Source organism: Vibrio sp. ABG19 (assembly GCF_029962385.1).
GTDB lineage: Bacteria > Pseudomonadota > Gammaproteobacteria > Enterobacterales > Vibrionaceae > Vibrio > Vibrio ostreae.
On the sequence record NZ_CP071708.1, the window covers coordinates 1,347,177 to 1,362,745 of the forward strand.

Genomic DNA, 15,569 nt, shown 5'->3' on the forward strand with positions numbered 1-15,569 from the left:
ACCTTAACCGTTACTTTTTGGTGATTTTATCTAGATAGCCCATCGCAAACGCTGAGACAACAAAGGTGACATGCAGCAGCAGGTACCATTTGATTTTTTCACCGTCGATCTGTTCGGTATTCATAAACACTTTCAGTAGATGGATCGATGAAATCGCAACAATAGACGCAGATACCTTGTTTTTCAGCGAACTTGTGTCAAGTTTACCCAGCCATCCGAGTTTGTCATCGTTCTCATCCAGATCGATTTTAGAGACGAAGTTTTCGTAACCGGAAAACATCACCATCACAATCAGGCCGCCGACTAGAGAGATATCAATCAGCGATAAGGAAATCAAAATCAGATCGACTTCCTTAATGGTGAAAATCACCGGAATAAGATGAAACACCTCCTGAAAAAATTTGATACCCAGAGCAGCCAGGACCAAACTCAGGCCGAGATAAATTGGCGCCATAATCCAGCGCGACGAATAAAGAAGTTTTTCGACAATATTTTCCATGATGACAAGCTGCTTATTAGATTAAAGAGAGCAGAGCCGCATTGCTCTGCTGCCGGATATTACTCTGCTTTTCAGTTGCTTGGCTATAATCATCGTTTATGAAACAAGGTTAAATTGTGTCAAATCATAGGTGGCTTTTTAACGGGGACACACACCTTCACTGCACTGGATGTGCGTTCTAATTGAATTTCAATGGGTTGAAATCGTTGGCCAGTCTCTTGAGAGCGAATGTTTAACGCCAATCGTTCAACTGTATTAGGAATGGTGCTGTCCAATAGCAGGGCATCAAGAAAGCAATGCATTGGAGTAATGAGCTCATCATTAAGCCCGGAAATAATAAACTCACTCATATCAATCCCTTCTCAGCAAATGAAACACAATCTTCACCAACAACGATGTGGTCTAAGACACGGATATCCACGAGCTTTAGAGCGTCGATAAGTCGCTGTGTAATGCGTTTGTCGGCTTGGCTAGGCTCAGCAATACCGGAAGGGTGATTGTGGGCAAAAATCACCGCGGCAGCGTTGTGGTTTAGTGCTGTCTTCAATACTTCGCGGGGATAAATCGAAGCGGCGTCAATCGTGCCAAAGAACAGCTCTTCGAAACTGATCAATTGATGTTGATTATCAAGAAACATCACAGCAAAAACTTCTCGGTCATGAGCTCCTAATTTGAGTTTTAAGTACTCTTTGACATTGGTTGGGTTGGTGAACGTGCCTTCACGTTTGTATTTCACAGCCAGCGCCTCGGCTGCACGCTCTAGCAGTTCATTGAGTTCTGAAGTCTCAAAGGGGTAATCATGGTCAGTCTTTGGGGTACGCATAAGAGCTCCTTAAGCTATCTGTTTGGGTATGCGTACTGATGAAATATATCTGAAAGTGTTTTAAATCAGACTTGTTAGGCATTGGACGGTAGAAAGCAAGCGTGCCCAGAGACAGGTAAAAAATAACTTACTTGCCGTTGTTATGTAGGAATCGCTTTAAAGCAAGTTATTAACAATCAAGCCGGTTCAGAGAATGTATCGGCTTTTTAGTCTCTGGAGAGTATGAGAATGAGTATAGAAATTTATGTAGAAGCGGCCATGGTGAGGAAGCAAAGAGGTCGTCTTGTTGGTGGTGTTGCGTACATAGCACTTGATGCTGATGGATGTATTGATGATGAAGATTGGGATCCTGTTGACTATGTTACTGACCAGGCTTACCTAGATCTGTCAGCGCTTGCTTTTGGATTAAAGCGTGCGAGAGATGGCGATATTATTTATTCAAGTAGCGATTATTGCGTCAAGGGATTTAATGAGTGGTTAGATGGCTGGAAGCGACGAGATTGGCGTAAGGCAAATAAAGAACCGATCGCTAATGAGGATCTTTGGCGGCTGGTGGATGAAAGAAGTGCGGAGAAGCGTGTTGAGGTGAGAAAAGTCGCTGCCTGTTCTGCAGGAAAAGATGCCGCTTATAGATACGCTCTCCTGGCGACGAAACGTCTGTTGTAAGGACAATGAATCACTTGCTGGTAGTACCAGCAAGTGATTCATCTTTGTGTGCTGCTTTGTTCAGGAATTGTTAGCTGTACTCTCAGAGTAGGCGAGCAGGAAAAGTAAAAAATAACGCTGCGGCCTTTGTTATGAGTTGAACTACATAACAAGGTTTTAAAATGAAATTTCTTAAACTACAGCAAGTTATTGAAAAGACATCATTGTGCAGAAGCAGTATCTACAACTTAATTAATGCTGGTCAGTTTCCCAAGAGTGTCACTGTGATGGGGAAGCGTAAGGCTTGGCTGGAAAGTGATATTGAAGATTGGATGATGTTGAAGATAGAAGTTGCTGAAACGGAATAACACAAGGAGAGGAATTCTTAAGATTTTGATTTTAAATTTAGGTGCCCAGTGGGTCATCAGTTGAAGTTTGTATACGGTTAGTTTTCATTAAAAGCCATCATCCTGCAAGGAGGTTACCTTGTTTAGGTATAACGCTTGCTATCTTGTTTTTAAGTTATCGTGCAGATGTGCTTTGGATACTTTTGAAGGCGTGGAAGTGTCAGACTAAATGTGTATCCACTACGAGTTAAACTATAACGATTTGAGGATTTGGGTGAGAGAAATGGCCTTAAATTTTAGTCCATTGCGTTGATTGATTTCTATACAACTTTAAGCTAAGTGGTATGATTGATATATGTTTTATATCTACTTTGGTGATATAGATGTCAATACCGCTAAGGAAAATATCGAGAGACGGAAAGGTTTACCAACGACGCTCAGAAATAGAAGGGTTGATAGATGAACTAGAAAAGCTACCTATCGCAGAACAGGTAGAGCGTTGTTTGAACGAGGAAGAGTTAATACCAATGGAAGTTCTTTTATACTTTTTAAGAGTAAAAGAACTTCCATTGACTCCTATTCTGTTCAAATCTCTATTTGAAATGTTTGTTCGACGGCTTGAGGGGGCTTTGCGAAGATCTATCGTTGATTGGAGCTATCAAAAGCCGGAACAAGCGGAAGATATACGCCAAGAGATTTTAGGCAGGTTTGTTGAATTGATAGCAAAAGATCGAAATGATGATGGAGTGAAACTGGATTATTTTGAAGTGAATTTCAATGATGCTTTCCATAAGTTTCGTATAGATGTACTGCGTCAAATTGGACCTGCTAGGAAAGAGGACCCTCTATCTAATGCTGTCTCTATAGAACGCGAGTCGGATTCAGAGGTAAGAACAGAGGTTGAAATTAGTGCGCTGGAATTAAGTGAGCTGAGCAAGTCAATTTTAAATGATCCTTCTTTCCGGATTTGTTTCCAGAATGCGATTAGTGAGCTACCAGAAGACGAACGAAGAGTAATAGGACTTTATTTGCAAGGTCTACCTGTTGAATCCAAAGATGCTGATAAGGCTACAATTTCTAGTATTTTAGGGTGTACGGATAGAACGGTAAGGAACCGATTGAAACGGGCCTATTCAGCCTTAAAGGATAAATTGCTTCTGGAGGAGGAATTATGAAATCTAAATTTGATGAGATGAGAGACGAGGTGCTCTACGAATTTTCTATAGAGCCAAACAAAGACTCAGCAACACTAGAAGTATACCTTCAGAAGTATCCACAGTATCGAGATGAATTGATTGATCTATCGGTTGAGCTGTTTGCAGCACCACGAGAAGACTTTGTACCTGTTAATGAAGGTGACAGCAGAGGAATGAATATGGCATGGGAAAAGTTGCAATCTTCTCTTTTACCATCCGATCCAGTTTCTGAGCTGAGCGTTCCTGAAAACCCTCTAGTGACTCTTGATAAAAAAAGTTTCAGATCATTGGCAAAAAAACTAGATATCAATATTCTGTTTCTAGCAATGCTTCGGGATAAGACTATTGAAGTGTCAACTATCCCCCTGAAATTTATTGGATTACTATCAGAAGAGTTGAGTATAAGTATTGATAGCCTCAGGAGTTCATTGGCGGGTTCTTCTATTATATCTACATCTGTTCGTTTTAAAGCGGACGGTAAACCTACAGCCTCTGAACAGATATCGTTTGAGGACGCGTTACAGAGTTGTAAATTGTCAGACTCTCAGAAAGAAAAACTAATGTCGATGAAGGACTAGTTCATGGATGGAATTGAAGTCGCCCGCCAAGTCGCAGAACAACTGCATAACGAACTTGCTCTATCAGGGGTAGATGCAAGTAACCCGCTAGAGTTTGTTTTGGCTGAGTTGGACAATAGAGATATTGAGGTTTTCCCCGCAGATAAAGGCAGTGCCCAGTTAAAAGGGGGAAGGGCGATATTTGATAGCCAAGCAGGATTAATCTTATATGAAGATTGCGGAACTAGTTTTGAGAAAGCTTTTTTACTAGCACATGAATTGGGTCATATTGTACTAGAAGGGTATGATGAAGACTTTATAGCGGAAAATGTTGATTACTTAAGGGGTTGTGAGACTTCTCCTGCTGTTGTGGATCAGGTTCTTGACTATGGCAGTCGTGAACGCAAAGAAGTTACGATGGATGTATTTGCGCGTGAGTTTCTTCTCCCCCGCTCATTAGTTTGCAAATGGTATATTAAAGAGGACTCAACTTCTGACAACATAGCTAGTAAGACTGGTGTTCCTATTTCTGTTGTTCAACAACAACTATTAGATGCTTTGCTATTGCCTCCTGCAACAGAAGCACAGGAGATGGCAGATAAAAAAACTTATGAACCCGACCCATCTCAGAAAAGAGCTGCGATGTATAGTGGTAGCCCTTACCAACTTCAAGCAGGCCCAGGTACAGGTAAAACAAGCACACTGGTTCGACGTGTCCTTCATCTGTTGGAGCATGGAGTTGAACCGTCCGAAATTTTAGTATTGACCTTCTCAAATAAGGCCGCTAATGAACTTCGTGAACGTATATCTGAAAAAGCGTCAGATGCCGCAGCCTTACTATGGATAGGAACGTTTCATGCGTTTGGCCTAGACATTGTTCATCGTTTTCATCAAATCTTAGGTCTTTCCGAGAATCCAACAGTTGTAAGTCGTTATGAAGCGATTGAGTGGCTTGAGGGAGAGTTAGCGAGATTAAAGCTAAAGCATTACAGAAACTATTATGACCCAACTTTAACTCTCAGTGATATTTTATCTGCAATATCTAGAGCTAAAGATGAAGTGGTGGATGCGGCATCTTATACTGCACTATCAAAAGCGATGTTAGAAAAAGCTCAAGATGATCAAGAACTAGCTCAAGCGGAAAAATGTCTAGAAGTTTCTTCTGTTTACCAATGTTACGAACGTTTACTGAAAGAACGGGATGCTGTTGACTTTGGTGATTTAGTAAAGCTTCCTGTTGAATTAGTCGAATCGAATGAAGACGTTAGAAGTGCTCTATCGAAGAGGCATAAACATATACTCGTTGATGAGTATCAGGATGTGAACAGGGCATCTGTACGTCTGATTAAGGCTATTGCTGAAACTGGGGAAAATTTATGGGTTGTAGGAGATTCTCGGCAGTCTATTTATCGTTTTAGAGGTGCATCTTCTACAAATATGAAGCGATTCGCGGAAGACTTTCCAGGTTCCAAGTCAGAGCAGTTGGCCATAAATTATCGTTCAGCAGGTGAGATTGTTGACTTGTTTTCTGCTTTTTCGAAGAAAATGCAGGCGTCAGATGGAGTTTTACCACTAAACCTCAAAGCTCACAAAGGTCAAATAGGTATTCTGCCAGTCTTTACTATTGCTGGAAAGCCAGATGATGAGCTTTCGGCTGTAGCAACTGGTATAGCTGAAATGAGGAATAAGGGATTTTCATATAGTCAGCAGACGGTACTCTGCACTTCGAATGCCAGGTTGGATGATATTGCGGCATACCTGGAGGCACAGGGTGTGCCAGTGCTTTATCTAGGAAGCCTTTTTGAGAGGCCTGAAGTTAGAGACTTGCTTTCAATATTATCGCTACTCTCGGATAGCAGAGCACAAGGATTGCTTAGAGCTGCGAGAGCCTGTGGGGCGGAAATATCATCCAATGATATCAAGGCAATAGCCCAATATATAAAGGAAAATAATCTTAAATCTCTAGATTGGGCTGAACATATAAACAAAATTGAAGAGTTATCTGATAAGGGAACTAAATCTTTACAGTCAGTAACGAGTTTGCTTTCTGGTTTTACAAGCCAAGATTACCCATGGTCAGTATTGGCAACGATTGTATTAGATAGATTGAAGCTTGGTAAAACGATTTACAGCTCGAATCATCTAAGTGATCGGATGAAAGGCATTGCTATTTGGCAATTATTAAATTTCAGCAAAAATGTGATTAAAGGCAAAGGTGTGCCTGTTGAGCGGTTACTTAGAAGAATTCGTCGAATTGTTCAGTTGTCTGAAGATAGAGATGTTCGTCAATTACCTGCAGTCGCCAGTCGCCTTGATGGAGTAAGGTTGTTGACCATTCATGCAAGTAAAGGCTTGGAGTTTGATATTGTTCATTTGCCAGGAATGGTGTCTACAGGATTGCCTGGTTCCAATAGACCTCCGAATTGTATACCACCAGATTCTTTAATTGAGGGAACCGTAGGACTCTCTGGAAAAGAAGCGGTGAAACTTGGTCATGATGAAGAAGAAGAGTGTAAGTTTTTTGTTGCCACTTCAAGAGCAAAGAAACACCTTTTGTTATATGCATCATCATTACAGAACAATGACCGTCGTCGTAGTCCATCTAAGTTCATAGAAGAGATCAAGGCCTATATTAGAAAAAGTAAGCATAATGGATTAGCTGAAATTACAGCGAACGCAGAAAAAACAGTGTCAGAGTCTGACAAGCAAATACAGTTAACAGCTAGCGACTTAGAGTTGTACGAACGATGCCCGAGACGGTACTTTTATACGCGCCACTTAAACTTAGGTGGAAGACAAGTAGATAATGCGTATATGCAAATGCATAACGTTGTTCACGATGTTCTGGGTTGGCTTAAATCTGATTTTTCTGATTCCACGCCTAGCGCAACAAAACTATTCGACAAGTATAATAGTTCTTGGGATGTAAATGGACCTACTGATAACGCTTATGCAGAAGATTATAAGCAAATAGGAAAACGCTTATTGGAGTATTTGTGGGAGACAAGACAAAATAAATCTCTCATAACACCAGTTGAAATTAAGGTCCCTTTTCCAGGAGGAACTGTCACTATCACTCCTGATGAGGTTACCGTTGATGAGGTAGGTGTTCATAGAGTTAGAAAGATTAAGTCAGGTAAGCAGCTCTCTACAGAGTTTGATCAAGTGGGATATACCCTCCTGATTAAGGCTGCTGAGCAGCAATATGGAAAAGGTACTATCGTTGAAGCAATTCATTTGGCTGGTGAAACTCATCAATCTGTCTCTGTCACTGATAAAAAGCAAGCCACAAGAATAACCAATTGCCAAAATGCCATATCAGCTATTTCAAATGGGGAGTTTCCCGCTTTTCCAAGTGCTCGCAGTTGTCCTACTTGTCCAAGCTTTTTTTTATGTGGAGGTATGCCCTCATAAAAAATTAAAAAAAATTGTTTAGCCTTTCCGGTTTGGGAGTTTTCAAACGATTAACAGTATGAAAGGGAAAATAACCACATGTCGTGGTTACCCTAAATCTAGTACGAGGTTAATCGTTATGAAACAACAAGATTTACAATCAGAGCTCTCCGTAGAAGACATCACCGAATGCCTACTTGAAAATAGAGAGCCTCGCTCAGCTAAGCAATATCAAATACGCGTGGTTGATCAGAGTTTTGAACCAAAAATGGTTTTAATTGCTGATCCAACTCCAACTGGCCGCCAAATATTGGAAGCATCCGATCTTTCCCCAGCCAATGATTACATTCTGTTGATGAAACAGAATACAGGCATGCTTGAAGAAGTTAACTTATCAGAAGTTGTAGATGTTTATCACCGAGGTGTTGAACAATTTATTGCATTTGAAAGTGACCGCGTTTTTTACTTTGAGTTAAACGGGAAGCGATACCCGTGGGGAGCTGAAAATATCAGTGAGAAAGCACTTCGGGCCATTGGTAATATTACTCCAAAACATGCACTTTGGTTGGAGCAGAAACAAGCGGCGGATTTGCTTCTTGATACCGACGCGAATCTTAACCTATCTGCATCAGGGTTGGAGAAGGTTTACTCAGCTAAGCGTAGCTGGAAGCTAAATGTTCAAGGTGTCCAAATTGTATCGGATGAGCCAACGATTGTTGCTTCAGATGCAATGATTGCCGCCGGATTTAACCCTGCAGATGATTGGATGCTTTTCCTCAAGGTAAAAGGGGAGCCTAAGAAGCCAATTGGGGTTGATTATGTTATTGATTTAACAACTCCAGGTATTGAAAAGTTAAGAATGACTCCTGCTGAAATACGAAATGGTGAAAAAGCCCTTTGCGTGAAATCAGACTTTTCTTTGCTGGAGAAAGATACTGACTATCTGAACAAGTTAGGTTTCAAATGGGAAACCTTAATCGATAATGGTAGACGCTGGCTAATTATTCGTAACTATACACTTCCTAGTGGGTACAACCACGAAAAAGTAGATATCGCAATAGATATACCTGCTGCCTATCCAGGTGCAGCTCTTGATATGTTCTATTGTTTTCCTGCTTTGCGCTTGGAATCAGGCGCAGTTATTGCTCAAACATCGTGTCACATGTCTATCGTCGGCCAAAGCTATCAAAGATGGAGTCGACACCTAAATGGAAAGACAAAATGGAATCCGTTGACTGATAGTGTGATGACTCAGATGGCTGTAATAGAAGAGTGCATTTTACGGGAGGTGGCGAAATGAGTTGCAATCATTATAAGTTAGTCATTTCTAACGCACATCATCAGCAGTTGGTAGCCCATTTGTTTCCGGGAGATGGGCTGGAGTCTGCTGCAATTTTACTTTGCTCCAAGAGTAGTAAATATCGTTTGCTTGTCAAAAAGCTACTACCTATCGAGTATCAAGCTTGTGGAGTAAGGCTACCAGATAGAATTATTTGGCCAGGCTCGAGCATTGAAGAAGCGATAGATATAGCAGAAGTAGAAGAGTTATCTATCATTCTCATTCATTCTCATCCAGGTGGACTATTTTCCTTTTCAGAATGTGACAATAAAAGTGATCGCCATGCAATGCCAAGCTTATTTGAAGGGGTATCTTCACCTAATGTGTGCTATGGCTCGGCGATCATGACTCCTGATGGTGCAATAAAAGCACGAATCTATACAAGAGATTTAGAGTTTGAATTTGTTGAGTCCGTTCACTGTGCGTCTGAGAACCTGTCTATATGGAGGGCAAATGAAAATTCGCTTACTCAGCCTTTGGCATTTTCCTCTGATATGGGACAAGACCTGAAATCTTTAACTGCTTGTGTAGTTGGTGTTTCAGGTACGGGATCAATTATTGCGGAGCAGTTGGCTCGAATGGGGATTGGAGGGCTCGTTCTAATTGATTTTGACTGCATTGAACACAGAAATCTTAATAGAATCCTCAACTCTACCGTGGAAGATGCAAATAAAAAACGTCATAAGACCAGAATGTTAGCTGATTGCATTAAGCTTTATCGTGAAGAGATTGAGATTGAGTGTGTCGAAAGCAGTATAAATAGCCGCGAGGCTATAGAAGCAGCAGGGAAGGCTGACTTACTGTTTTGTTGTGTTGATAGCTCCGAAGGACGCTATATATGTGATCAAATATCGTCTTCATTTCTAATGCCATTATTTGACGTAGGTGTCACTATTCCGACCCGAAAGACAAAATGCGGCGGTACAGCTATTGCTGATGTATATGGTCGCTTAGACTACGTTCATCCAGGCGCTCCTTCCTTATATGATAGGAAGGTATACACATCAGAATCTTTACGGAAGGAATATTTACACTCGGTTTCTCCTGAAGATCATGATAAGCAAGTAGCCGAAGGCTATTTAAAAGGTGTGGTAGAGGAAGCACCAGATGTGATTGCTCTAAATATGCGTGCAGCTAGCGCATGTGTGATGGAGTTTATCATGAGACGTTATCCATTTAGACATGAACCTAACCATATGTTTAGTCGAACTATCTTTTCTTTGGCTGCGTGTGAAGAAGAGTTTGAAAGCGATAGTGCTTTCGACTGTTCTCAAAATCCTCTCATTGGAAGCGGACTTGAAGAACCACTACTCGGAATTCCAGGATTAGCTAAAAGTCGATCTAGTTCGAGGGAGGATATATGAGAAAGCCATTGTGGTTGCTAAAACTAATTGAGTATGTATTGCCAGCTCGCACAGTTAATATAATCGAAGGCGACACTCCTCCGGACCAGTTGCCGAGGAGAAACATTGTTTTAGCACAAGAAGAGGGCGAACAGTGGGCCGTGGGCTTTAAGTGTCCATGTGGGTGCGGAAGAAGATTAGAGTTATTGCTTATTAAGGAGGCTAATCCTAATTGGAAGCTGACAATAGATAGCTGTAATCGCCCCACATTACACCCATCGGTGTGGTTAAAGAGCGGCTGCTGTTCTCATTTTTGGCTTAAAAAAGGAAAAGTTGTGTGGTGCTAAAATTGGTAAGGCCTGAAAAGCTAGATACCTTCAGATCTGGACGAGGGCGTTCAGAATTCTGTGTCAGCTAATTTTGGCTAAATATCTAAGACGTCATCCAAGCGACCTTCAAAATGAATCGCCAGTTGAGACAATGTCATATTCCAATTCTGTATTGGCATTGTCCATTTGTTAGAAGCATTCAATATCCCAGCATACAGTAGCTTGAGCAAGCTATTTTCATTTGGGAACCCTCCCTTAGTTTTGGTCAGTTTGCGGAATTGGCGATGTACGGCTTCAATAGCATTTGTCGTGTAAATAGCCTTTCGGACGTATTCTGGATATTTGAAGTAAACCGATAAATTTGCCCATTTGTTCCGCCAGGAACGAATCACTATTGGGTATTGCTGTCCCCATTTGGCTTCCAAACGATCCAACTCCATCTCGGCCGCTTCTTTACTCACAGCCCGATAGACTGGCTTCAAGTCGGCCATAAACGCCTTCTGATGCTTAGAGGCAACATATTTCATAGAGTTACGGATTTGGTGAATGATGCATTGCTGAACTTCTGTATCAGGATAGATGGTTGCTATCGCTTCTGGGAAGCCTGTTAGCCCATCTACGCAGGCGATCAAGATATCTTCAACGCCACGGTTATACAAATCTGTCAGCACTGATAGCCAATAGTTTGCCCCTTCTGACTCTGATAGGTACAGCCCAAGAAGTTCCTTTTTACCTTCAATGTTTAACCCTAGGATTGTGTATATCGCTTTACTGACATAGCGTCCGTCTTCTTTAATTTTGTAGTGGATTGCATCGAGCCAGACAAACGGATAGAGCGCATCGAGCGGACGTTGCTGCCACTCCTTCAGTTCAGGTATCAAACGGTCGGTAACACCTGTGATGGTGGCCTCAGAGACCTCAATGCCATACATATCTTCGACGTGACCACGGATATCACGGTAGCTCATACCGAGCGAGAACATGGATAGGATCTTACGGTCGATCTCATCGGTCAATTTAGTCTGGTTCTTCTTAACTAACTGGGGTTCAAATGTTCCAGAGCGGTCGCGTGGGGTATCCAGTTCAAACGTGCCGACAGAAGACTTAATCGTTTTCTTGCTTGAGCCGTTCTTACGGTTAGGTTGCTCATCACCTTCAAGGTGCTGTTCGAGTTCTGCTTTCAAAGCAGCTTCTGTGATTTGTTTAATGAGCGGAGTTAAGAAGCCATCTTTACCTGTCAGGTCTTGGCCTGACTGAAGGGCTTTAATAGCTTGTTCTAGATCGAAGTCTTTGTTCATGTGTCATTCCTGTTTTGTATATCATACTGAAATGACACAGATTTCTAAACACTACCATCTGGACTGAATTAGTAAATTTCAGGCCTTACCATAGATTGACTAAATTGTAATATGAATAACTACTATCCCTTTCGGGAAAATCCAGCTTTTAATTCACTCTCTATATGTTTGACTGCGCTGTCTACTCTATGTAGTAGTTCATCAATACTGCGATAACCTCTGCGTTTTCTGTATTCCATTATTGAATTAGCAAAATGGTCAACGAAATTCCAGTATGGCTGTTGAGCAAGAAAGTCCTCTCTGGTTGTGGCTAAACCTTTCATCGCTGTTCCATTAACATATACAGAATGAATGTCTTGACAGATTGAAAACAGCTTATGGTCATTCGTGCCTACCCAGTTCTCGGTTTTATATTCTTTACCGTTGATGTTAATAGTTGCTCCTAGATTCTCTGCTAAATTGGCACCACTAAGCCAATAAAGATCCATCGCAGCATCAAATGCTAGCCATCGGCACTTATTGAGGCTAGATGAGGGTTTATGAAAGTTTTGCTTAATATATTTTCTGCGCAGGCGAATATTTTCTGGCAACTGGTTGATCTGATTAGCGGTCTGCTCCCAAAAAGCATATTTCGCGATCTCCATATCGTATGCGGTTAGTAGGTCTAACATTCCCGCTATACTGTGAACGTAAATTTCGAACCTTTCAGTTGGTGATTTATCAGAATGGTTTAATTGAATATTTTGAATTTGAAGCATAGCAACATACGAGATTCCGTATGTACATCTAGCGGAATCACTGAGCTCTGAAAAAATCACTTTCTTATTCAGGGACTTTGGGTCGAAGTTTCGAAACGTTGCCTCAACATCATCTTTATGACCTGGCCAGAACTTTTGACAAAACCTTTGATAAGATTCCATGGCTTTTTGTACGCGCCAATCGGGCATTTCATCAACACCTATAGCTGTTAACGAGACAGCTCCGTGTTGCAGGAGCTCAACTAAAGGCAGAAGACCTACTTCTTTTACATCTTCTATTGAGGCGTTATCTGATAGCTCTTCCATTCTCTGAATAGAACAATTGTCTAAGTTTATTTGTACAATTTTTCCCTGACTGAAGCAGCGGTGGGTATACAGTGGAGTGAGAGGGAAGTGCTCTTCTCTTTGATGGAGGCAGGGTTTGATGAACTTAATTTCGGTTCTGCTCATATTTATTATCCAGTTAACAGAGGCTTTGATATTTATTGGGTTCAAAGAGTTAACTTTCAATACTGAATAAGATTCTAGAAATTTGATGGGAATGAGAGGAGTTTGTAAGATGAAGAATGTAGCTACATTCCTCATCTTTGTTTAGCTTATAGTTTATATATCAGAAACGAAGATATGACTCGAGCTGACCGATAGTTTAAAAATCCACAACTGCAGAAATGTGCAGGGCTAGCGTATCTAACGCATCTTTCCGTTCTTCAAAATAATCATGTCGGTCATAAATCCCTTCAACACCTTTTAATTTGTGATTCAAGCATCTCTCGGCCACATGGCCGGGGGTGCCTTGTTGCGCTAATAAAGTGCGGCACGTACGACGTAGATCATGCACAGTAAAGTGAGGCATATCCCCCATAAGATTCGGTGGTTGTTTCTTTTTACCAGGCTCGTGCCCAAATAGTTTGGTAATCGCACGATTAAGCGTATCAGGTCCCATATGCGGTTTTTTACTGATTCGGCGGCTAGGGAACACATACTTAGAGCCAAAACTTCTCACCTTTAGTTCTTCAAGCCATTCGAATATTGGTGGCGCTAAAGGGATACGAAGACCGACATTGGTTTTACTACGCTCTTTGGGTAGCTCCCACACTGCTTTTTCTAAATCAAACTTTCACATAGCTCGGATTTACGCACGCCTAAGCACACGAGCAAGGCACACGCTAAATAGTTGTCACGTGTAAAACTCATCGGGTTTTGTTTAGCAGTATAAAAAAACTGTTTAAGCTCTTCGGAGGTTAAGGCTCTATCCTTGCTCTTTTCCACGCCTCCAGCATCCCGAACCGTAAACGCAGAAGCAGGGTTACCTTGCATGAGGTCGAGCTTCATTCCATGGTTGAATAACTGTTTGCAATAGCCGAGAGCATCGTTAGCGATTGTGGGTTTTCCGGCAGCAGTGATGGCATTAATGGTGTTGCGAATATCACGAGCATTGATTTGGTCTAGAGGGATATCGCCGATATGAGGGGATATATCCTTCATGAAGATACGTTTAGGGATATTGGGATGCTTTAAACGTTTTGCTAAGGATGGATACCAATCTTCAAATAGATCGCTAACGGTTTTTATTTTTTCTTGTTCTGCGCGCTTTCGTTGTATAAGCGGATCAAACCCATCACGAACTTGCTTCATTTTTTCGGCAGCGAGTAGTCGGGCATCATGCAGAGAGATGTCGCTGACTTTGCCGAGCGTCATTTCGCGGCGCTTTTTGTTCGATGTGAAACGTAGCATCCAGCTAGGATAGCCAGAATGGGGAACAACTAAATACAAACCACCACCATCACCATGGCGCTTTGTTTTCTCCCCACCAGCTTTAATTAATGCTTCCACTTTCTTAACTGTTAACTGAGACACCCTAACCTAACTCCATATCCATTAAATCGGCGGGACTTGATCTTACCCACCGATAAGCTCTTCTGTTAGTGTAACAACCCACCACTTTAACCACCAGTTGGTGGTGGTTAATTGTGGTTGGTTATGGACAGGTATGGAATCTATTTTTAGTTAAGTTTTTGATATTTAATGATTTAAATAACATAATGGAAGCGTGTGGAATCTATTCAATATTCTGAATTTGAATTAGTTTAATTGATTTATATTATTGATTTTAATTAAATTAATGTTTTATTTTTGTTTTTTTGTCACCATATTTGTCACCAGAATCATATTCAGCTTAGATGTGACTTAAAGTCCGTGGACTTATAGTCATCATCAGCAAAAATTGTTCACTCAAGATTTTGGAGTTGAAAGTGGACAATAACAGCCTATTGCGACTATTTGGCAGTAATGTTGCTCGTTTAAGGAAAGCTAGGGGACTTAGTCAAGAAAAGCTCGCTGAATTAACGGAGTTAGATAGAACATACATAAGCTCGATTGAGAGAGGTAAACGTAATGTTAGTCTAATCAATATCTGTCGAATTGCAGATGCTTTGGGATGCCCACCTGAAAACCTCCTAAGTAAGCATGGAGAGTATGATGGATAGCATTGATAAAGCTTATGAGTTCTATAAAAAACACATTTATGATGAAGATAAAATCTCGCTACTAGTAGAACATAACTTGAAAATTGCTGGTGTAGTCCCGTCCGTTTTATGGGAACTATTTGGCTCTATTATCACAGGAAAAAACGGGACTGGTGTAACTGGGGCTGATCTTGAAGGTTGGGAAGTTAAATCTTCTGTAGATAGGTCATCTTTCGAATATCAGTATCACTTGAATACAGGCCAACAAAAACTCCATGAAGACTGTACAGTGAAGCATCTTTTTTGTTCCTATTCAAAGGACTATAAGGATGTGACAGTGCGAGTGATGGACGGACAACAGCTAAGACATGATTATTTCGATAAGTGGCTACCATTGTACGAAAGTAACTACAATAAGAGAGTGGATTCAAGCTTGCGTCGTCAACGTTTTAGAAAGTCAATTCCATATGGTTATGTGTCCAAAAATGCTAAAGTAGTATTCGAGATCAAAAATACAGAACTAGTGTATAAAAATACAGTATACTTAGAGCGGTAATCTTTAGTTAAGTCGGGCCAT

14 protein-coding genes and 1 pseudogene are annotated in these 15,569 nt (G+C 41.1%); 9 read left to right on the forward strand and 6 right to left on the reverse strand.

The window, feature by feature from the left end; all coding sequences use genetic code 11:
• Positions 1-10 precede the first annotated feature (10 nt).
• The 3 genes from J0X00_RS12430 to radC all read right to left on the reverse strand — a co-directional run bounded on the left by J0X00_RS12430 (position 11) and on the right by radC (position 1,322).
• The gene (locus J0X00_RS12430; RefSeq protein WP_136487221.1) at positions 11-499 is read right to left on the reverse strand and encodes a TIGR00645 family protein; all 489 of its coding nucleotides are present in this window, start codon (positions 497-499) and stop codon (positions 11-13) included.
• Positions 500-618: 119 nt separating this feature from the next.
• A complete protein-coding gene (locus J0X00_RS12435; protein WP_282478151.1) occupies positions 619-849 on the reverse strand; it encodes a hypothetical protein in 231 nt (76 codons plus the stop codon).
• Positions 846-1,322 carry a DNA repair protein RadC gene (gene radC / locus J0X00_RS12440; protein ID WP_086597662.1) on the reverse strand — a complete coding sequence of 159 codons (477 nt, stop codon included), beginning with the start codon at positions 1,320-1,322 and terminating at the stop codon, positions 846-848. Before radC ends, J0X00_RS12435 begins: the two co-directional genes overlap by 4 nt.
• Before the next feature lie 228 nt (positions 1,323-1,550).
• Between radC and J0X00_RS12445 the strand changes: the two genes are divergently transcribed.
• From J0X00_RS12445 to J0X00_RS12475, 7 genes are all read left to right on the forward strand, one after another.
• Positions 1,551-1,988 carry an RNase H family protein gene (locus J0X00_RS12445; protein WP_282478152.1) on the forward strand — a complete coding sequence of 146 codons (438 nt, stop codon included), beginning with the start codon at positions 1,551-1,553 and terminating at the stop codon, positions 1,986-1,988.
• A 161-nt stretch (positions 1,989-2,149) separates the two neighbouring features.
• Positions 2,150-2,335: an AlpA family phage regulatory protein gene (locus J0X00_RS12450; RefSeq protein WP_238844871.1), complete on the forward strand. Its 186-nt coding sequence runs from the start codon at positions 2,150-2,152 to the stop codon at positions 2,333-2,335.
• A 362-nt stretch (positions 2,336-2,697) separates the two neighbouring features.
• The gene (locus tag J0X00_RS12455; RefSeq protein ID WP_282478153.1) at positions 2,698-3,489 is read left to right on the forward strand and encodes a sigma factor-like helix-turn-helix DNA-binding protein; all 792 of its coding nucleotides are present in this window, start codon (positions 2,698-2,700) and stop codon (positions 3,487-3,489) included.
• A complete protein-coding gene (locus J0X00_RS12460) occupies positions 3,486-4,088 on the forward strand; it encodes a hypothetical protein (RefSeq protein WP_282478154.1) in 603 nt (200 codons plus the stop codon). The genes J0X00_RS12455 and J0X00_RS12460 overlap by 4 nt, the downstream gene beginning before the upstream one ends.
• Before the next feature lie 3 nt (positions 4,089-4,091).
• Positions 4,092-7,481 carry an ATP-dependent helicase gene (locus J0X00_RS12465; protein ID WP_282478155.1) on the forward strand — a complete coding sequence of 1,130 codons (3,390 nt, stop codon included), beginning with the start codon at positions 4,092-4,094 and terminating at the stop codon, positions 7,479-7,481.
• Between the two features lie 118 nt (positions 7,482-7,599).
• A complete protein-coding gene (locus J0X00_RS12470) occupies positions 7,600-8,760 on the forward strand; it encodes a multiubiquitin domain-containing protein (RefSeq protein ID WP_282478156.1) in 1,161 nt (386 codons plus the stop codon).
• Positions 8,757-10,163: a ThiF family adenylyltransferase gene (locus J0X00_RS12475; RefSeq protein WP_282478157.1), complete on the forward strand. Its 1,407-nt coding sequence runs from the start codon at positions 8,757-8,759 to the stop codon at positions 10,161-10,163. The genes J0X00_RS12470 and J0X00_RS12475 overlap by 4 nt, the downstream gene beginning before the upstream one ends.
• Before the next feature lie 403 nt (positions 10,164-10,566).
• Here the strand turns inward: J0X00_RS12475 and J0X00_RS12480 are convergent, their stop codons facing one another.
• The 3 genes and pseudogenes from J0X00_RS12480 to J0X00_RS12490 all read right to left on the reverse strand — a co-directional run bounded on the left by J0X00_RS12480 (position 10,567) and on the right by J0X00_RS12490 (position 14,384).
• The gene (locus J0X00_RS12480) at positions 10,567-11,769 is read right to left on the reverse strand and encodes an IS256 family transposase (protein WP_282476358.1); all 1,203 of its coding nucleotides are present in this window, start codon (positions 11,767-11,769) and stop codon (positions 10,567-10,569) included.
• A 122-nt stretch (positions 11,770-11,891) separates the two neighbouring features.
• Positions 11,892-12,977 carry a hypothetical protein gene (locus J0X00_RS12485; protein ID WP_282478158.1) on the reverse strand — a complete coding sequence of 362 codons (1,086 nt, stop codon included), beginning with the start codon at positions 12,975-12,977 and terminating at the stop codon, positions 11,892-11,894.
• Between the two features lie 196 nt (positions 12,978-13,173).
• Positions 13,174-14,384: pseudogene (locus J0X00_RS12490) on the reverse strand (integrase arm-type DNA-binding domain-containing protein).
• Positions 14,385-14,779: 395 nt separating this feature from the next.
• Between J0X00_RS12490 and J0X00_RS12495 the strand changes: the two are divergent.
• Positions 14,780-15,013: a helix-turn-helix transcriptional regulator gene (locus J0X00_RS12495; protein ID WP_282478159.1), complete on the forward strand. Its 234-nt coding sequence runs from the start codon at positions 14,780-14,782 to the stop codon at positions 15,011-15,013.
• Positions 15,003-15,548, forward strand: coding sequence for a hypothetical protein (locus tag J0X00_RS12500; RefSeq protein ID WP_282478160.1), 546 nt, complete (start codon positions 15,003-15,005; stop codon positions 15,546-15,548). Before J0X00_RS12495 ends, J0X00_RS12500 begins: the two co-directional genes overlap by 11 nt.
• Positions 15,549-15,569: the final 21 nt, after the last annotated feature.

What these genes read in the sequence shown, in the direction of transcription:
- J0X00_RS12475 (WP_282478157.1), top strand. Translation starts at nt 8,757, where the DNA reads ATGAGTTGCAATCATTATAAGTTAGTCATTTCTAACGCACATCATCAG.
- J0X00_RS12470 (WP_282478156.1), top strand. Translation starts at nt 7,600, where the DNA reads ATGAAACAACAAGATTTACAATCAGAGCTCTCCGTAGAAGACATCACC.
- J0X00_RS12430 (WP_136487221.1), bottom strand. Translation starts at nt 499, where the DNA reads ATGGAAAATATTGTCGAAAAACTTCTTTATTCGTCGCGCTGGATTATG.
- J0X00_RS12445 (WP_282478152.1), top strand. Translation starts at nt 1,551, where the DNA reads ATGAGTATAGAAATTTATGTAGAAGCGGCCATGGTGAGGAAGCAAAGA.
- radC (WP_086597662.1), bottom strand. Translation starts at nt 1,322, where the DNA reads ATGCGTACCCCAAAGACTGACCATGATTACCCCTTTGAGACTTCAGAA.
- J0X00_RS12455 (WP_282478153.1), top strand. Translation starts at nt 2,698, where the DNA reads ATGTCAATACCGCTAAGGAAAATATCGAGAGACGGAAAGGTTTACCAA.
- J0X00_RS12450 (WP_238844871.1), top strand. Translation starts at nt 2,150, where the DNA reads ATGAAATTTCTTAAACTACAGCAAGTTATTGAAAAGACATCATTGTGC.
- J0X00_RS12480 (WP_282476358.1), bottom strand. Translation starts at nt 11,769, where the DNA reads ATGAACAAAGACTTCGATCTAGAACAAGCTATTAAAGCCCTTCAGTCA.
- J0X00_RS12465 (WP_282478155.1), top strand. Translation starts at nt 4,092, where the DNA reads ATGGATGGAATTGAAGTCGCCCGCCAAGTCGCAGAACAACTGCATAAC.
- J0X00_RS12485 (WP_282478158.1), bottom strand. Translation starts at nt 12,977, where the DNA reads ATGAGCAGAACCGAAATTAAGTTCATCAAACCCTGCCTCCATCAAAGA.
- J0X00_RS12460 (WP_282478154.1), top strand. Translation starts at nt 3,486, where the DNA reads ATGAAATCTAAATTTGATGAGATGAGAGACGAGGTGCTCTACGAATTT.
- J0X00_RS12435 (WP_282478151.1), bottom strand. Translation starts at nt 849, where the DNA reads ATGAGTGAGTTTATTATTTCCGGGCTTAATGATGAGCTCATTACTCCA.
- J0X00_RS12500 (WP_282478160.1), top strand. Translation starts at nt 15,003, where the DNA reads ATGATGGATAGCATTGATAAAGCTTATGAGTTCTATAAAAAACACATT.